The sequence below is a fragment of the Haemophilus parainfluenzae genome (assembly GCF_036288925.1).
Taxonomy (GTDB): domain Bacteria; phylum Pseudomonadota; class Gammaproteobacteria; order Enterobacterales; family Pasteurellaceae; genus Haemophilus_D.
The window spans coordinates 1,052,820-1,069,498 of sequence record NZ_CP127167.1 but is presented as its reverse complement, the minus strand read 5'-3'; the positions used below and the strand labels follow the sequence as shown (position 1 = coordinate 1,069,498).

The 16,679-nt window shown below is 39.6% G+C and carries 17 protein-coding genes; 8 read left to right on the top strand and 9 right to left on the bottom strand.

Annotated elements, in window-relative coordinates; genetic code table 11:
* Positions 1–7: 7 nt before the first annotated feature.
* Positions 8–298 (bottom strand): co-chaperone GroES, encoded by a 291-nt coding sequence (locus QQS40_RS05435; RefSeq protein WP_126470663.1) that lies wholly within the window; start codon positions 296–298, stop codon positions 8–10.
* A 168-nt stretch (positions 299–466) separates the two neighbouring features.
* Here QQS40_RS05435 and ureA point away from each other — a divergent pair, with 168 nt between their 5' ends.
* From ureA to aspA, 8 genes are all read left to right on the top strand, one after another.
* Complete coding sequence (ureA, locus tag QQS40_RS05430) at positions 467–769, top strand: urease subunit gamma (RefSeq protein ID WP_049356356.1); 303 nt, start codon at positions 467–469, stop codon at positions 767–769.
* A gap of 76 nt (positions 770–845) precedes the next feature.
* Positions 846–1,151 carry an urease subunit beta gene (ureB, locus tag QQS40_RS05425; RefSeq protein WP_049356354.1) on the top strand — a complete coding sequence of 102 codons (306 nt, stop codon included), beginning with the start codon at positions 846–848 and terminating at the stop codon, positions 1,149–1,151.
* Between the two features lie 11 nt (positions 1,152–1,162).
* Positions 1,163–2,881 carry an urease subunit alpha gene (gene ureC, locus QQS40_RS05420; RefSeq protein WP_329506638.1) on the top strand — a complete coding sequence of 573 codons (1,719 nt, stop codon included), beginning with the start codon at positions 1,163–1,165 and terminating at the stop codon, positions 2,879–2,881.
* Positions 2,882–2,950: 69 nt separating this feature from the next.
* Positions 2,951–3,508, top strand: coding sequence for an urease accessory protein UreE (gene ureE, locus QQS40_RS05415; protein WP_329506636.1), 558 nt, complete (start codon positions 2,951–2,953; stop codon positions 3,506–3,508).
* Positions 3,493–4,200 (top strand): urease accessory protein UreF, encoded by a 708-nt coding sequence (locus QQS40_RS05410; protein WP_289901531.1) that lies wholly within the window; start codon positions 3,493–3,495, stop codon positions 4,198–4,200. The genes ureE and QQS40_RS05410 overlap by 16 nt, the downstream gene beginning before the upstream one ends.
* 84 nt (positions 4,201–4,284) lie before the next feature.
* The gene (ureG, locus tag QQS40_RS05405; RefSeq protein WP_126470651.1) at positions 4,285–4,920 is read left to right on the top strand and encodes an urease accessory protein UreG; all 636 of its coding nucleotides are present in this window, start codon (positions 4,285–4,287) and stop codon (positions 4,918–4,920) included.
* Positions 4,921–4,973: 53 nt separating this feature from the next.
* Complete coding sequence (locus tag QQS40_RS05400) at positions 4,974–5,786, top strand: urease accessory protein UreD (protein ID WP_329506633.1); 813 nt, start codon at positions 4,974–4,976, stop codon at positions 5,784–5,786.
* A 160-nt stretch (positions 5,787–5,946) separates the two neighbouring features.
* Positions 5,947–7,365: an aspartate ammonia-lyase gene (gene aspA, locus QQS40_RS05395; RefSeq protein ID WP_329506631.1), complete on the top strand. Its 1,419-nt coding sequence runs from the start codon at positions 5,947–5,949 to the stop codon at positions 7,363–7,365.
* Between the two features lie 54 nt (positions 7,366–7,419).
* Here aspA and QQS40_RS05390 read toward each other — a convergent pair whose 3' ends face one another.
* The 8 genes from QQS40_RS05390 to bamA all read right to left on the bottom strand — a co-directional run bounded on the left by QQS40_RS05390 (position 7,420) and on the right by bamA (position 16,665).
* Positions 7,420–9,276: an SLC13 family permease gene (locus QQS40_RS05390; RefSeq protein WP_329506629.1), complete on the bottom strand. Its 1,857-nt coding sequence runs from the start codon at positions 9,274–9,276 to the stop codon at positions 7,420–7,422.
* 35 nt (positions 9,277–9,311) lie between these two features.
* Positions 9,312–9,914, bottom strand: a complete 603-nt coding sequence (rnhB, locus tag QQS40_RS05385) for a ribonuclease HII (protein ID WP_329506627.1) — start codon at positions 9,912–9,914, stop codon at positions 9,312–9,314.
* The gene (gene lpxB / locus QQS40_RS05380; RefSeq protein ID WP_329506625.1) at positions 9,907–11,076 is read right to left on the bottom strand and encodes a lipid-A-disaccharide synthase; all 1,170 of its coding nucleotides are present in this window, start codon (positions 11,074–11,076) and stop codon (positions 9,907–9,909) included. The genes rnhB and lpxB overlap by 8 nt, the downstream gene beginning before the upstream one ends.
* Positions 11,077–11,171: 95 nt before the next feature.
* On the bottom strand, positions 11,172–11,960 hold the full coding sequence (lpxA, locus tag QQS40_RS05375; RefSeq protein ID WP_329506623.1) for an acyl-ACP--UDP-N-acetylglucosamine O-acyltransferase: 789 nt from the start codon (positions 11,958–11,960) through the stop codon (positions 11,172–11,174).
* A gap of 23 nt (positions 11,961–11,983) precedes the next feature.
* Positions 11,984–12,388 carry a 3-hydroxyacyl-ACP dehydratase FabZ gene (fabZ, locus tag QQS40_RS05370; protein ID WP_420485563.1) on the bottom strand — a complete coding sequence of 135 codons (405 nt, stop codon included), beginning with the start codon at positions 12,386–12,388 and terminating at the stop codon, positions 11,984–11,986.
* A 141-nt stretch (positions 12,389–12,529) separates the two neighbouring features.
* Positions 12,530–13,555: a UDP-3-O-(3-hydroxymyristoyl)glucosamine N-acyltransferase gene (lpxD, locus tag QQS40_RS05365; RefSeq protein WP_297568815.1), complete on the bottom strand. Its 1,026-nt coding sequence runs from the start codon at positions 13,553–13,555 to the stop codon at positions 12,530–12,532.
* Between the two features lie 12 nt (positions 13,556–13,567).
* A complete protein-coding gene (locus QQS40_RS05360) occupies positions 13,568–14,176 on the bottom strand; it encodes an OmpH/Skp family outer membrane protein (protein WP_297568817.1) in 609 nt (202 codons plus the stop codon).
* Between the two features lie 101 nt (positions 14,177–14,277).
* A complete protein-coding gene (gene bamA / locus QQS40_RS05355) occupies positions 14,278–16,665 on the bottom strand; it encodes an outer membrane protein assembly factor BamA (RefSeq protein WP_297568819.1) in 2,388 nt (795 codons plus the stop codon).
* Positions 16,666–16,679 lie beyond the last annotated feature (14 nt).

Below are 16,679 nucleotides of genomic sequence, written 5' to 3'. Positions count from 1 at the left end.
ATTTAAATTATTCCACAATCGCCAAAATATCGTTTTCAGAAATGATTAACACTTCTTCATCATCGATCTTTTCACTTTTTACGCCATAACCATCATTGAAAATGACCGTATCGCCAACTTTTACATCTAAAGGTTGAACGGTACCATTTTCCAAAATACGACCTTTACCCACTGCCAATACTTTCGCACGGGTTGATTTAGTCGCTGCAGAACCGGTTAATACGATACCACCAGCTGAACGGGTTTCGACTTCTTCACGTTTAACGATTACACGATCGTGTAAAGGACGAATATTCATGATTAATTTCCTTCTTAAGAATTGATAAATACTATTCCTATATGAGGAGAGTTTTTTTCATTTCAAGGGTTATATATTAAAAAAATTTAATAAAATACTTTTCCTATTTAACTTTTTTTACGTAAAATTCATCGTACTTTACATAATACAAAAATAAGGAAAAACAGAATGCATTTAACCTCAAGAGAACAAGAAAAATTAATGCTCTTTTTAGCTGGTGAACTTGCAGCAAAACGTAAAGCTCGTGGCGTAAAATTAAACTATCCTGAGGCAATCGCGTACATTGCCAGCCATTTACAAGAAGCGGCAAGAGATGGTATGAGTGTGGCGGAAGTCATGCAATATGGAGCAACCCTACTCACCGTTGAAGATGTGATGGAAGGCGTCGCTGAGATGGTACACGAAGTACAAATTGAAGCAACTTTCCCAGATGGGACGAAACTTGTTACCGTGCATAATCCAATCAGATAACCGTAGGGTGGGCTTTAGCCCACCAAAATAAAAATATCAATGGTGGGCTAAAGCCCACCCTACAAGGAACCAAGATATGATCCCAGGTGAATACCAATTAGCCGAAGGCGATATTCTCGCTAATGCCGGCAGAAAAACAGTGATAATTGAAGTAACCAATTCAGGCGACCGTCCAATCCAAGTCGGTTCGCATTACCATTTTTTTGAAACCAATAATGCCCTTAAATTTGACCGCGCTTTATCGCGTGGAATGCGCTTAAATGTTCCATCTGGCAATGCAGTACGTTTTGAACCGGGTGAAATGAAATCAGTCGAGTTAGTGGCTTTCGGTGGTAACCAAACCATTTACGGCTTCCATAATCAAATTGATGGCAAATTATAAGGTAGGGCAAAATGGCATTAACAATTTCAAGAGCACAATATGTCGCAACTTATGGCCCAACCGTCGGCGATAGAGTCCGTTTAGGCGATACCAATTTATGGGCAACCATTGAACAAGATTTATTGACCAAAGGTGATGAATGTAAATTTGGTGGCGGTAAAAGTGTGCGCGACGGCATGGCGCAAAGCGGTACCGCAACTCGTGATAATTCAAATGTATTGGATTTTGTGATTACCAACGTGATGATCATTGATGCGAAATTAGGCATTATCAAAGCCGATATTGGTATTCGCGATGGGCGTATTGTCGGCATCGGTCAAGCAGGCAACCCAGACACCATGGATAACGTCACGCCAAATATGATTATCGGTGCAAGCACGGAAGTACATAATGGCGCACATTTAATTGCGACCGCAGGCGGTATTGATACCCACATTCACTTTATTTGTCCGCAACAAGCGCAACATGCGATTGAAAGCGGAGTTACCACGTTAATTGGTGGCGGAACAGGCCCTGCTGATGGTACACACGCGACCACTTGCACACCGGGTGCATGGTATATGGAACGCATGTTCCAAGCAGCAGAAGCACTGCCTGTAAACGTAGGTTTTTTTGGTAAAGGAAACTGTTCAACTTTAGATCCACTACGTGAGCAAATTGAAGCAGGCGCATTAGGTCTAAAAATCCATGAAGACTGGGGTGCAACGCCAGCTGTGATTGATTCTGCCTTAAAAGTGGCTGATGAAATGGATATTCAAGTGGCAATTCATACCGACACGCTAAATGAAAGTGGCTTCTTAGAAGATACCATGAAAGCGATTGATGGACGTGTGATTCACACCTTCCATACCGAAGGTGCGGGTGGCGGTCATGCGCCTGACATTATTAAAGCTGCGATGTATCCAAACGTATTACCCGCTTCAACCAACCCAACTCGTCCGTTTACCAAAAACACTATTGATGAACATTTAGATATGTTGATGGTTTGCCATCACTTAGATAAACGCGTACCGGAAGACGTAGCTTTTGCCGATAGCCGTATCCGCCCTGAAACCATTGCTGCAGAAGATATTTTGCATGATATGGGCGTGTTCTCGATTATGAGTTCTGACTCTCAAGCGATGGGACGTATTGGCGAGGTAGTGATTCGCACATGGCAAACCGCAGATAAAATGAAAATGCAACGTGGTGAGCTAGGCAATGAAGGAAACGATAACTTCCGTATTAAACGCTACATTGCAAAATACACTATTAACCCGGCAATTGCACATGGTATTGCGGATCATATTGGTTCGTTAGAAGTGGGTAAAATCGCAGATATAGTGTTGTGGAAACCTATGTTCTTTGGGGTAAAACCGGAAGTGGTCATTAAAAAAGGCTTTATTAGCTACGCGAAAATGGGCGATCCAAATGCCTCTATTCCAACACCGCAACCTGTATTCTACCGTCCAATGTATGGTGCACAAGGCTTAGCCACAGCACAAACCGCGGTATTCTTTATTTCACAAGCCGCTGAAAAAGCCGATATTCGTGCAAGATTCGGTTTACACAAAGAAACCATTGCGGTGAAAGGCTGCCGCAACGTAGGTAAAAAAGATCTCGTTCACAACAATGCTACGCCTGAAATCACGGTGGATCCAGAACGCTATGAAGTGCGTGTAGATGGTGAGCTCATTACTTGCGAACCTGTGGATACGGTGCCATTAGGACAACGGTATTTCTTGTTCTAATAAAAATACACACTATTCAATAATAAAGACAGTGCGTGTATAACACGCACTACTTTCGAATTTATAAATATGAAAATCATCAACCCTATTCTGCCTATTATGGATACCATTTTAGGCGATTTAAATAGCCTCCAAACTGAAGGCAAAATTACACATCAAATTATTGAACGCGTGGCATTGCAGTGGTATGAAAGTGAACGGAATATTTTGCGTAAAACCACGAATACGGGGCGTGAAGTAGCGTTTCGTTTGCTCAAAGAGGGACAACGTTTAAAACACGATGATGTAGTGTTTATCAACGATGAATTAGTGATTTCGATTGAAATTTTACCGAGTGAAGTCATTCTACTTTCGCCGAAAACCTTGCCTGAAATGGCACGGGCGTGTTATGAAATCGGCAACAAACATTCACCGCTCTTTTTAGATGGTGATGAAGTCACGTTGCCTTACGATAAGCCTATGTTTGAATGGTTAGACGCGGCAGGGTTTAACCCACAAAAAGCAGAGCGTCGTTTGAGCCAAGCCTTAAGAGCAAATTCTGCACAAGGACACGGGCATTCGCATAGCCATACGCACGATCATCATGGCTATCACCATCATGGAGACGGCAATTGGCACCAACATTAAACCGAAGCCTGACAGATTTAGGCGCATTGTTGCACTTGGTTGACCCCACTTTACCAATCGGCGGCTTTAACCATTCAAACGGTTTAGAAACCTTTGTTCAGCAAGGCGTTGTTTCGACTAAAGCAAGTCTTGAAGAATATGTTCAAACGCAGTTATTGCAGAACTGGATATATAATGATGGATCGTATCTTTCCCTCGCATTTGATGCAATGACTGCCAATGATTTTAACCGTTTGTGTGAATTAGACCATTCGTTATCTGCGACCAAAATTGCGCGAGAAAGCCGCGAAGGCAGTTTCAAGCTCGGCGTGCGGTTATTAAAAATTTTTATCCGCTATGAACAACATCCAATGTTGAGCCAATTTCAGCAAGCGATTCAAAATAAAGCCGTGCAAGGCTATTTCCCGATTGTGTTTGCTATGGTGGCGCAAGCGATGGGGCTCAGCAAAGCGGATACCTTGTATGCGTTCTACTACAATGCAGCAGTCGGCACCATTACCAATGGCGTAAAACTCATTCCCCTTAGTCAAATGGACGGGCAAGATATTTTGTTCGATTTACGAGCATCTCTTGTTCAAGCTGTGGAATTAAGTTTAGAACCCGATTTAGATTGGCTGGGTGCTGCAACGCTTGCGAATGATATACGAGCAATGCAACACGAAGTACTTTATACGCGACTTTATATGTCGTAAGTGCGATCATTTTTTATTGAGATTTTACTATCACAGAGGTGCTTATGGGCTTTTTCTGTGATCATCGAAAACGAAAGGAACATTATGCGTAACTACATTAAAATTGGCGTGGCAGGCCCTGTTGGCGCGGGCAAAACTGCCTTAATTGAAAAACTGACTCGTGAAATGGCGAGTCAATATAGCGTGGCAGTGATTACTAACGATATTTACACCCAAGAAGATGCGGAATTTTTAACTAAAAATAGTTTACTTCCGCCAGAGCGAATTATGGGGGTTGAGACAGGTGGTTGCCCACATACGGCAATTCGTGAGGATGCCTCAATGAATTTAGAAGCGGTTGATGAAATGGTGGCGCGTTTTCCTGATGTGGAAATTGTCTTTATTGAATCCGGTGGTGATAACTTATCGGCAACTTTTAGCCCCGATTTAGCAGATGTGACAATTTTCGTGATTGACGTTGCACAAGGTGAAAAAATCCCGCGTAAAGGTGGACCGGGTATTACTCGTTCTGATTTATTAGTGATTAACAAAACAGACCTTGCACCATTCGTTGGTGCGGATTTAAGCGTCATGGAACATGATGCACGCCGTATGCGTAACGGCCAACCGTTTATCTTTACCAACTTAATGAAGAAAGAAAATTTAGACGGTGTGATTGGCTGGATTGAAAAATATGCATTGTTGAAGAACGTAGAAGAGCCGAAAGCATTAGTGAGATAAAGAGTCCTCCCCTCTCTTTTAAAGAGGGGAGTTTTTTACAAATTGAAAAGATTATGAATAGTACCCTCAAACTTTCAACCAAACTTTCCTCAAACGGCAAAACTCAACTTGATGAATACTTTGCGACGCCACCTTTTAAAGTAATGACATTGTCTGCTTACGCCGATTCTTGGGAAAATGGACTTAGCGCAATGCAAATGTCTTCTTCGCCAGGGTTATTAGCTGGGGATCGAGTTGATATTCAAATAAAACTTGCAAGATCGACCGCTCTTTCTTTAAATACTCAGGCTTTCAGTCGTGTTCAGTCGATGAATGAGGACTATTTTGCTCAACAAAATACGTTCATTCAACTTGAAGAGAAGAGCCGTTTATTTTATTTGCTCCACCCATTGGTATTACATAAGGATTCTGCATTCAAACAAAAAACATTCATCAATATGCAATCTGGGAGTACGCTAATTTATGGTGAAATTGTGGCGATTGGACGAGTAGCAAATAATGAACGTTTGGAATTTCGTCAATTTTCTTCTCATCTAAAAGTTCAGCTTTTGAAAAATAACGGGCAAACTAAACCGCTCGTTTTGGATTGTATTCAATGGCAACCCGCACAAATGAAATTGACCGCATTAAGCCAAATGGAAGGGTTCTCACATCAAGGATCGTTGGTTTATCTCAATTTGCAGAAAACACCAACTGAAGTTAAACAAATCGTCCAAACACTTCAACAGCAGGAAAGTGAAAAATCTCTACTTATTGGCGTTTCTCAATTAAATGAAGGTGGACTTATGGTGCGAGTATTAGGACATCGTGCCGAACTCATTCAGAAACTGTTTGAGAAAATAGGTGAACAGCTAAAATCAGCATGAAATTAATATAGCTGAATTAATTTCCCCTAAAAAAACTTATGCGAGAAATGAAAATATCTCTTATACGTCTTATTTGAAATGTGATCCATGTCAAATTTATTTTCTATGTAAATTCCTATAATTACCTCAAATTAATTAACAACCAAAAAAGGTGATTAAAATGACTCAATACAGAAAAGAAGTGGATTTATTAGGTGAACGTGAAGTTCCTGCAGATGCTTACTGGGGTATTCATACATTAAGAGCGGTAGAAAATTTCAATATTTCTAACGTAACTATTTCTGATGTGCCTGAGTTTGTACGTGGCATGGTGATGGTGAAAAAAGCAACGGCTTTAGCCAATGGTGAATTAGGTGCAATTCCAAGTGATATTGCAAAAGCGATTGTAGCAGCTTGCGATGAAATTCTTACCACTGGAAAATGCTTAGATCAATTCCCATCAGACGTATATCAAGGTGGTGCAGGTACGTCTGTCAATATGAATACCAATGAAGTGGTTGCTAACCTTGCGCTTGAAAAAATTGGCCATAAAAAAGGCGAATATAACGTGATTAATCCTATGGACCACGTTAATGCAAGCCAATCAACCAACGATGCGTATCCTACCGGTTTCCGTATCGCAGTGTATAACAGCATCTTAAAATTGATCGATAAAATTCAATATTTACACGACGGTTTTGATAATAAAGCAAAAGAGTTTGCGAATATCTTAAAAATGGGTCGTACTCAATTGCAAGATGCTGTGCCAATGACTGTTGGCCAAGAATTCAAAGCTTTCGCCGTATTACTTGAAGAAGAAGTGCGTAACTTAAAACGTACAGCAGATTTACTCCTTGAAGTAAACCTTGGTGCAACAGCTATCGGTACAGGTTTAAATACGCCACAAGGTTATACAGAATTAGTTGTAAAACACCTTGCTGAAGTAACTGGATTAGCTTGCGTACCGGCAGAAAACTTAATTGAAGCAACATCTGACTGTGGTGCTTATGTCATGGTTCACGGCGCATTAAAACGTACTGCTGTGAAACTTTCTAAAGTATGTAATGACTTACGTTTACTTTCTTCTGGTCCACGTGCTGGTATTAAAGAAATTAACTTACCTGAATTACAAGCGGGTTCTTCTATTATGCCTGCAAAAGTCAACCCAGTTGTTCCAGAAGTGGTGAACCAAGTATGTTTTAAAGTAATTGGTAACGATACAACGGTGACTTTCGCATCTGAAGCAGGTCAATTACAATTAAACGTAATGGAACCCGTGATTGGTCAAGCAATGTTTGAATCTATCGATATCTTAACGAATGCTTGCGTGAACTTACGCGATAAATGCGTGGATGGCATCACTGTGAACAAAGAAATTTGTGAAAACTACGTGTTTAATTCAATCGGTATCGTGACTTACTTGAATCCATTTATCGGTCACCACAACGGCGACTTAGTGGGTAAAATCTGTGCTCAAACCGGTAAAGGTGTACGTGAAGTCGTATTAGAAAAAGGTTTATTAACTGCAGAACAATTGGATGACATCCTTTCTGTAGAAAACTTAATGAACCCAACTTACAAAGCGAAATTAAATAAATAATCTCGCTGAGAGATAAAAAGAGCGGTCAACTTTGATTTGACCGCTCTTTTTCATTTAAAATGGAAACAATATTGGCACAATAAAAACAGTTACGAACATAATAATTAAAGTAAAAGGTACGCCTATTTTAATAAAATCAGCAAATTTATAGCCACCAGGTCCCATTACCATAGTATTCACTGGAGAGGAAACTGGCGTCATAAAAGCAGCTGAAGCGGCAATTGCCACAACCATCGCAAATGGTACTGGAGAAACATTAAGCTGTGTAGCCAGAGAAATCGCAATCGGTGCCATCAAAATTGCTGTAGCCGTGTTCGAAATAAACAATCCAACTAATGCACAAAAAATAAAAAGTACAATCAATACAGGATACATTCCCCATCCATCAATAATTTGGGTCAGCCATTTTACGGCGAATTCAACCCCACCTGTTTTTTGAAGTGCAGTCGAAAATGGCATCATTCCAATAATCAAGATGAGACTTGGCCATTGAATGGAATTGTATGCACTTTTTGCATCAATACATCCAAAATAAGCCAACATTAAACAGGCTATTAATGCCGCAATGACATTTGGAACAACGCCTGAAACCATTAATAATACCATGACCAAAATGGATAGTAAGGCAAACGGTGCTTGGCGCTGAGCAGGCACTGCGCGTTCCATTTCCTTCGGATAATTCAATACCAGAAAATCTTTCCGACGATCTCGCATTGCTTGAATAAGTCGCCAATCACCGATCACCAAAAGCAAATCGCCTGAACAAAATTTTTCTTTATTAAAGGCATCACTCAGTACTACACCATCCCGTTTAATACCAACTACATTTAAACCATATTTTGTACGAAATTGTAACTCAGCTGTCGTTTTACCTATACAAATAGAGTCTGGTACAATAATCAATTCAGCCATTCCAATAGAACGTACTTGCTGATCAAAAGACTGCGATTTAATTTCAGCAGGCTCTAAATGAAATTCTTGGCAAAATAGGTAAAAATTGAAATCAGATCCTTCCAAATTGACCATAAGAATATCTTTTGCCTTTATCTCTGACGTGCCAAGTGGCATAGTGTAGCTTGGACGAAAATGTTTCCATCGTTCAATCGCTAGCACATTGAGTTGATAACTAGAACGCAAATGCAATTGATCTAAGGTTTTGCCAACGAAAGGTGACGTACTTTTCACAACTAAACGCTTGGTGCGATCTTTCAAACCATATTCATTAATTAGCTCATTCATGGAGCTTTGCATGGTATCTTGATTGCTTTCATCGTTATTATCAGAAAGCCATCGACGGGCAATAAGCATATAACCCATACCTAGCACTAAGATCAATAATCCGATTGGCGTGAAATCAAAAAACTCAAGGCGAAGATTCGTATCTTTCACTAATTCCGCATTCACCACAAGGTTAGGGGCTGTCGCGATTAACGTCATCATCCCGCTGATTAGCCCTGCCACGCTTAATGGCATCATTAAGCGTTTTGGGGAAATATTCATTTGACGACAAATCATGATGACAACAGGAATGAATACAGCAACCACGCCTGTAGAGCTCATAAATGCACCCAATCCAGCCACAGAAAGCATTAACAAAATAAGCACCTTAGCTTCACTATTTCCTGCCACTTTCAAAATACCATCGCTTACACGATAAGCGATCCCTGTTCGGACTAAACTCTCACCCACAATGAAGAGTAAGGCGATTAATATAATATTAGGATCACTAAATCCTACGAAGATCTCTTGGATACTCAGAATGCCGCTTAGATAAAAAAAGAGCATCACCAATAATGCCACTACATCCATACGAATTTTATTATGCACGAATAAAATAATAGCAGCCATAAGCAACATTAATGTCAAAAATAGTGGACTTACCCAAAGTGCATGATCAAAAATGGTATTCATACTCTATCCTTTAATCTTACGACCTTTCTCTCTAACTACTCTTCTATGCCTAACGCTTTCTTCACGGGTGAAAAACTACGACGATACTCTGGTAAAGGACCAAGCTCAGCTAATTTTTCTAAATGTAATTTGGTGGGATAACCTTTATGTTGAGCAAAGGCATATTCAGGATGTTTTTTATCTAAGTCTTCCATTTCCTGATCTCGTGCGACTTTTGCCAAAATAGAGGCGGCGCTAATTTCAGCCACAAGTGAATCCCCTTTCACTACGGCTTGTGCAGGCAAATCAAGATTAGATGGAATACGATTACCATCCACCAGCACAAAGTGCGGTTGAATTTTTAACACTTTTACGGCCCTTTCCATTGCTAACATAGAGGCATGCAGAATATTCAACTCATCGATCTCTGCTGGCTCTGCTCGTCCCATTGCCCAAGCTAATGCCTTCTCTTTAATTTCTGCTGCAAGTGCAAGACGTTTTTTCTCGCTGAGCTTTTTAGAATCTGCCAACCCAGTAATTGGATTATTCGGATCTAATATCACTGCAGCTGTTACAACTGCCCCTACTAAAGGGCCGCGTCCAACTTCATCCACTCCGGCAAATAATTGATAACCTTCAGGATAAACAAAATCAGTCATGTTTTTGCTCCAATGAATCAATCACAGCTTGTGCGGCTTGGCTATCCGCATCACATTGAATTAATTTATGTAATTCAGTAAAACGTTGAATTAAAACATGGCGAGATTTGACCGCACTTTCGTCATCGCCCAAATACTGAGAAAGTTGTTCTGCCAATTTTTGCGGTTCGCAATCTTCTTGAATCATTTCTGGCACAAGCATTTCATCCGCTAACAAATTAGGCAATGAAATATATTTTGTTTTGACCAATCGTTTTGCCAAGAAATACGTGAACGGTTTCATTCGATAGCCCACCACCATTGGCGATTTACACAACATCGCCTCAAGCGCCGCAGTCCCCGAAGCAAGTAAAGTTGCTTCAGCGGCAATCATCACTTGTCGTGCTTTACTATCAATTAAATGCATATCGAGATCAGGGGCAATCTGAGCCTTTATTTCCTCAAATTGCTGGCGACGTTTTTCATTCACCAAAGGAACTAAAAACTGCAAGTCTGGATATTTTTCTTTTAATAACAAAGCGGTTTTTAGAAATGGTTCAGTCAGAAACTCGACTTCACTACCACGGCTTCCCACTAAAATGGCAAGATAACGTCCTTTTTCATCAATACCTAAGGTTTGGCAAGCTTCTGTTCGATTTGGTTTTAATGGGATGGTATCCGCCATGGTATGCCCAATAAAACGGCAAGGTACATTAAAACGATCATAAAAGGCTTTTTCAAAAGGAAGAAAGGCTAATACTTGATGGGTTGCTTTAGCAATTTTATAAATACGATTTTGACGCCAAGCCCAGACAGATGGACTCACGTAATGAATGGTTTTAATCCCTTTTTCTTTTAATTTCAGTTCAACGGTAAGATTAAAATCTGGTGCATCAATACCAATAAATACATCCGGTTTAATCGCAGAAAGTTGTGCGATGACACTGCGACGAATTTTAAGCAATCGAGGTAAATGTTTAAGCACTTCTACTAAGCCCATCACGGAAAGCTCTTCCATATCAAAAAAGCTTTCAAAACCCTGAGCAATCATTCGCTTACCACCAATCCCGACAAACTTAGCTTGCGGATAGTGGCGTTTAAGCGCTTGGATGAGACCAGCACCAAGAATATCGCCAGAGACCTCACCGGCAACAATCGCAATAGTCGGATTTTCTTTTATCATTAAATTTATCCTAAAAAACGACCGCACTTTGAGCAAGTCATAGTGCGGTCTCTTTGTCATTCATCGTTTTCTCTTAACGAGAAAAGAAACATTAATTAACGAATAATGCCACGAGTAGAACGTTTGAAGAATTCAACAAAGAAACTAATTGCAGATTCAGTTTGTGCAATTTGTTCAATTTCAGGCAATACTTCTTCAAGGGTTTTACCGCTACGGTAAATCATTTTATAGACGTTACGGATAGCATGCATAGTTGGTTTATCAAAACCACGGCGTTTTAATCCTTCAAGGTTGACACCGAAAGGTTGCGCATGGTTACCTTGTGCCATCACATAAGGCGGCACATCTTGGCTAACCATAGAGCCACCACCTAGCATTACGTGCGCACCGACGATCACAAATTGATGGATCGCAGACATACCACCAACAATCACGAAATCATCCAATTCAACGTGACCTGCAAGCGTTGCATTGTTTGCCAAAATACAGTTATTTTTAATTTGGCAATCATGCGCAACGTGGACATTGATCATCAATAAGTTGTTATTACCAATACGTGTTACACCACCACCTTGGATAGTACCGCGGTGAATTGTCACATGTTCACGAATAAGGTTGCCATTACCAATAATGGTTTTAGTTGCTTCGCCTTTATATTTTAAATCTTGGTTGACTTCACCAATGCTAGCGAATTGATAAATCTGGTTATCTTCGCCAATCACGGTGTCGCCTTTCACGACAATGTGAGAATTTAAAACGGTACGCGCTTTAATCTCAACGCTCCTTTCAATAATACAGAAAGGACCGATAACAACGTCTTCGCCAATAACTGCGCCATCATCAACAAGCGCGGTTGGGTGAATTTTTGCACTTGGGTGGATCATACTTACCCCTTAATTTTCTTTAATTATCGACGAGCACACATTAATTTGGCTTCACAAGCTACTTCACCGTTTACAGTTGCAATACCCATAAATGCTGTAATACCACGACGTTCTCTAATCACTTGAACGTTCAATTCCATTTGATCTCCAGGTAATACCGGGCGTTTGAAACGCGCTTCATCAATACCTGCAAAATAGAATAATTCGCCACCTTTTAATTCATGGGTTTTAAATGCAAGTAATCCCATTGATTGTGCCAAAGCTTCAAGAATTAACACCCCGGGTAAAATTGGTTCTCCAGGGAAATGACCGGTAAAACAAGGTTCGTTTACGCTGATATTTTTAATTGCTTTTAACCATTCACCTTCTTTGTAGTCTAACACACGATCCACTAATAAAAATGGATAACGATGTGGCAATAAGGTCATAATTTCTTTTGCTTCAATTACTTTACTTGCTTGATTCTCTGACACGTCTAATACCTTTAAAATAAATAATAATAAAACACTGAGATTATACGATATTTCTGTATAAAAATAAAACGCACCCTAGGGTACGTTTTAAAAATCTTAGCCAAGTTTTTTCTCAAGGGCTTTCAGGCGTTTATTCATACCATCAATCCCCAAAGTCAGTGCAGCTGTTTTTCGCCACTCTTTATTGGTTTGTAATGGAATACCCGATGAGTAAACGCCTGGTTCAGTAATTGGACGCATTACCATCCCCATGCCAGTCACGGTTACTTTATCACAGATTTCCATGTGCCCATTGATCACACTTGCTCCGCCAATCAAACAATAACACCCCACTTTTAGACTACCCGCCATAATGACACCGCCAGCGACTGCTGTACCTGTGCCGATATGAACATTATGCGCAATTTGACAAAGGTTATCAATGATGACGTTATCTTCAATGACTGTCGCATCTAAGGCGCCACGGTCAATACAAGTGCAAGCACCGATTTCAACATTATTACCAATGATCACTTGACCAACTTGTGGAATTTTCACCCAGCGGCCACGATCATTTGCATAGCCAAAACCATCACTACCAATCACAGCACCTGATTGAATTAAGCAATTTTGTCCAATTTCTACTTCATGATAAACGCTTACATTTGCCCAAAGCTGTGTACCTGCACCAATTTTGGTGAATTTACCCACAAAACAACCCGCACCAATAATCACGTTATCGCCTAATACAACACCTTCTTCAATAACGGCATTTGCGCCAATTGAGACATTTTCACCAATTGACGCTTTTTCAGAAATAACCGCACTTGGGTGGATATTTTGAGCCGCTTTCGGAGTGGTATCCATATATTGAGCTAATACGGCGTAAGCAACATAAGGATCTTTGACGATAAGTAAGTTACTTTCAGGTGAGCAAAATTCCACATCCGCTTCTGACACCACAAGAATACCTGCTTTAGATTCAGCTAATAAAGGTCGAAATTTTGCATTAGAAATGAATGTAAGCTGATTTGCATCTGCTTTTGAAAGAGCAGCAATACTATTAACGACAACGTCGGCGTTACCGCGAAGAGTACCGCCGACCTTTATTGCTAATTCCTGTAAAGAATAGGATTTTTGCATTATGAGAACCTATTATTTTTTCTCTTCAGTTTTTGCTGGAGCTGCTTTTTCAGTTGCAGGAATAGATTTTAATACTTCTTCAGTAATATCTTTACCATCTACCGCAAACACAACAGAATTAGCATCTAAAACATAAGTATAACCTTTTGTTTTAGCTAAATCATTAGTTGCAACTTGGATACTTTCTAATAATTTAGCACGCTCTTCTGCTTGACGTTTTTCATTTTGCTCTTGGAATTCTGCTACTTTTTTATCTTGCTCTTCCATCAATTTATTTAGCTTAACTTCTTCATCTGAACCAAATTTAGTAATTTCATCTTGGCGTTTTTGAATTTCAGCTTGACGTAAACGAGGTGCATCTTTTTGTAAAGAGGCAATTTTAGCTTCTACTTTTTTACGCGATGCTACGATTTTCTCATCAATTTCTTTTTTGCTTGCTGCAAGTTTATCGGCTTTTGGCTTAAATTCTGCATCTAACTTGTCTGCAACAGCCTGGCGATCCGGATGATTTTGGAATAAGTAGCCAGCATTAATGAATGCAATATTTTCATCTGCAGCGGCAAAACCGGATGCCAACGCAAGACCTACAGATAACGCTGTTACTTTTACTACGTTTTTCATATTTTAATATCCTTAAATGAGTTTAATAAACTTTTCTGTATCAGCTAATATGCTGACACAGAAAAAAATTTTGACTTAAATAATACACTAAAGTTCAACCTTTAAAATGCACCACCAATACTGAATTGGAATTGTTCTACATCATCATTCTCATATTTTTTGATTGGTTTTGCATAAGAGAAAATCAACGGTCCAATCGGAGATTGCCACTGAAAACCGACCCCAGCAGATGCACGGACTCGACCAAACTTACCATAATCGGGTAAGTTTGTAAGAAGGGCTGATGGAAGCCCTTCCCTATCAGATTTCCATTTTGTATTCCATACACTTGCTGCATCAACAAATAATGAAGTTCTCACATTATTCTGATTTTTATCTGACACAAAAGGAGTTGGAATAATTAACTCGACACTCGCCGTAGTCATCGCATTACCACCAATTACATCAGTACTTGAAACCCAACCTTGGTTACCATAACTATCTTTTTGCCAATATATCGCATTTGGGCCAACTGCTCCATATGAAAAACCTCGTAGTGATCCAATTCCACCGGCACTATACAACTGGTAAAAAGGTACTCGCTTATTACTCAAACCATTAGCATAAGCCGCACTTGCTTTACCTGATAATACCCAAAGGTGCTGACGATCTAATGGATAATATCCTTGAATATCTGCACTTAACTTGTAATACTTATTATCCGAACCAGGAACGGTAATGCGTCCACCAATACTTGCCTTCACCCCTTTAGTTGGTAAATAGCCCCGATTTAAGCTGTTATAATTCCACCCGAATGAAACATCAAAATCGTTGGTTTTAATTGAGTTACCATCTAAATTCATAGACTTCATATATAGGTTACGATTGTATTCAGTAGCAAAATTACTGATCTTATTATAGGCGTAACCTAATCCCAAATAATATGAGTTGTTCTCATTAACTGGGAATCCTAATGTGACATTACCACCGTAAGTTGTACGTTTATAGGTTGATGAAGTATCACTTTTCGAGTTATCATAAGTTTCATAGAATACGTTTCCACCTAAACTTACCCCATCTTTAGTAAAGTATGGTTCTGTATAACCCAAGTTTACACTTGTACCATAGTCATTACGTGTACCAGCTAAACTTACCGCAGCACCAGTTCCCAAGAAGTTATCTTGTTTCACACTTGCTTGATAGCTGATACCACTCTCTGTACCATAACCGATACCAAAGTTAATACTACCAGTATTACGTTCTCTTACTTTATATACGACATCTACTTCATCGTTAGAACCAGGAATGGGTTCAATACGATTTTCTACGCTCTCAAAGAAACCTGTTCTATCTAAACGTACTTTACCTAACTCAACTAATTGTGAGTTATACCAACTCCCTTCTTGCTGACGCATTTCTTGACGCAATGTGCTATCTGCAGAAACCGTATTACCTTCAAAACGAACTTGACGTACAGATAAACGACGTCCTGCATCAACGACAAAGGTTAATGCTAATGTTTTATTTGCATCATCAAAAGTTGGTACAGTATTCACTGTTGCACTACCGTAACCACGTTCACCTAATTTATCTTTAATTAAGCTTTCTACATTTTGCACATCCGCACGACTGAATGTATCGTTTAAGTGAAGTTGACCTAATAATGGTTGTAATTCATCAGCCATACCACCTAAGTTACCGACAATACGAGCAGAACTTAAATTGTATTTTTCACCTTCACTTACATCAATAGTCACATCTGCTTTTGTATGTTCTTCATTTAATTGAACATCTGTTTTTGTCACTCTGGCTTTGGCATAACCATTATTTTGGTAGTAGTCTTGGATAGCTTGAATATCTTTATCAAACTGAGAACCATCAAACTTATTACCCCAAAGCTTCCACCAAGCATCTGGTTGGAGCTCCATTTGCTCCTGTAACTTACTACTTGAAATGGCCTCATTTCCATTAAAAGTAACAGAGTGAAGTTTTGCTGTATCATCCTCATCAATTTGAAGGGTAATTTCTGCACGGTTATTTGGCAAAGTTGTCACAATAGGTTCAACTTTCGCATTATAACGACCTACACTCTTATAATGTTCTCTTAAGGTTTTCGCAAACTCTTCTAATTTTGCTCGATTTAGTACATCACCACTTTTAAAACCATTCGCATCAAGATTTTGTTTTAACGCTTCAGTTGGAACAACTGAATTACCTTTAATATGTACTTCAGAAATAATAGGCTTAGCAATAACGCTTACAACTAAATCATCACCATCTTGGAAAGCTTTAACATCATCAAACTGCCCACTGATGAACAATGAACGTACAATATTAGCCACATCTTGATCCGTTACACGCTGACCGCTACGAACGGGAAGACTTGCTAAAATTTGCTGTTCTAAGTCTCCTTGAACGCCATCAATACGAATGTCTTTCGCTACAAATGGTGTCGCAAATACACTCGTTGTAGTACCGAATAATAAACTTGCGATTAGAAGTTTTTTCATCGACTTTATCCTAT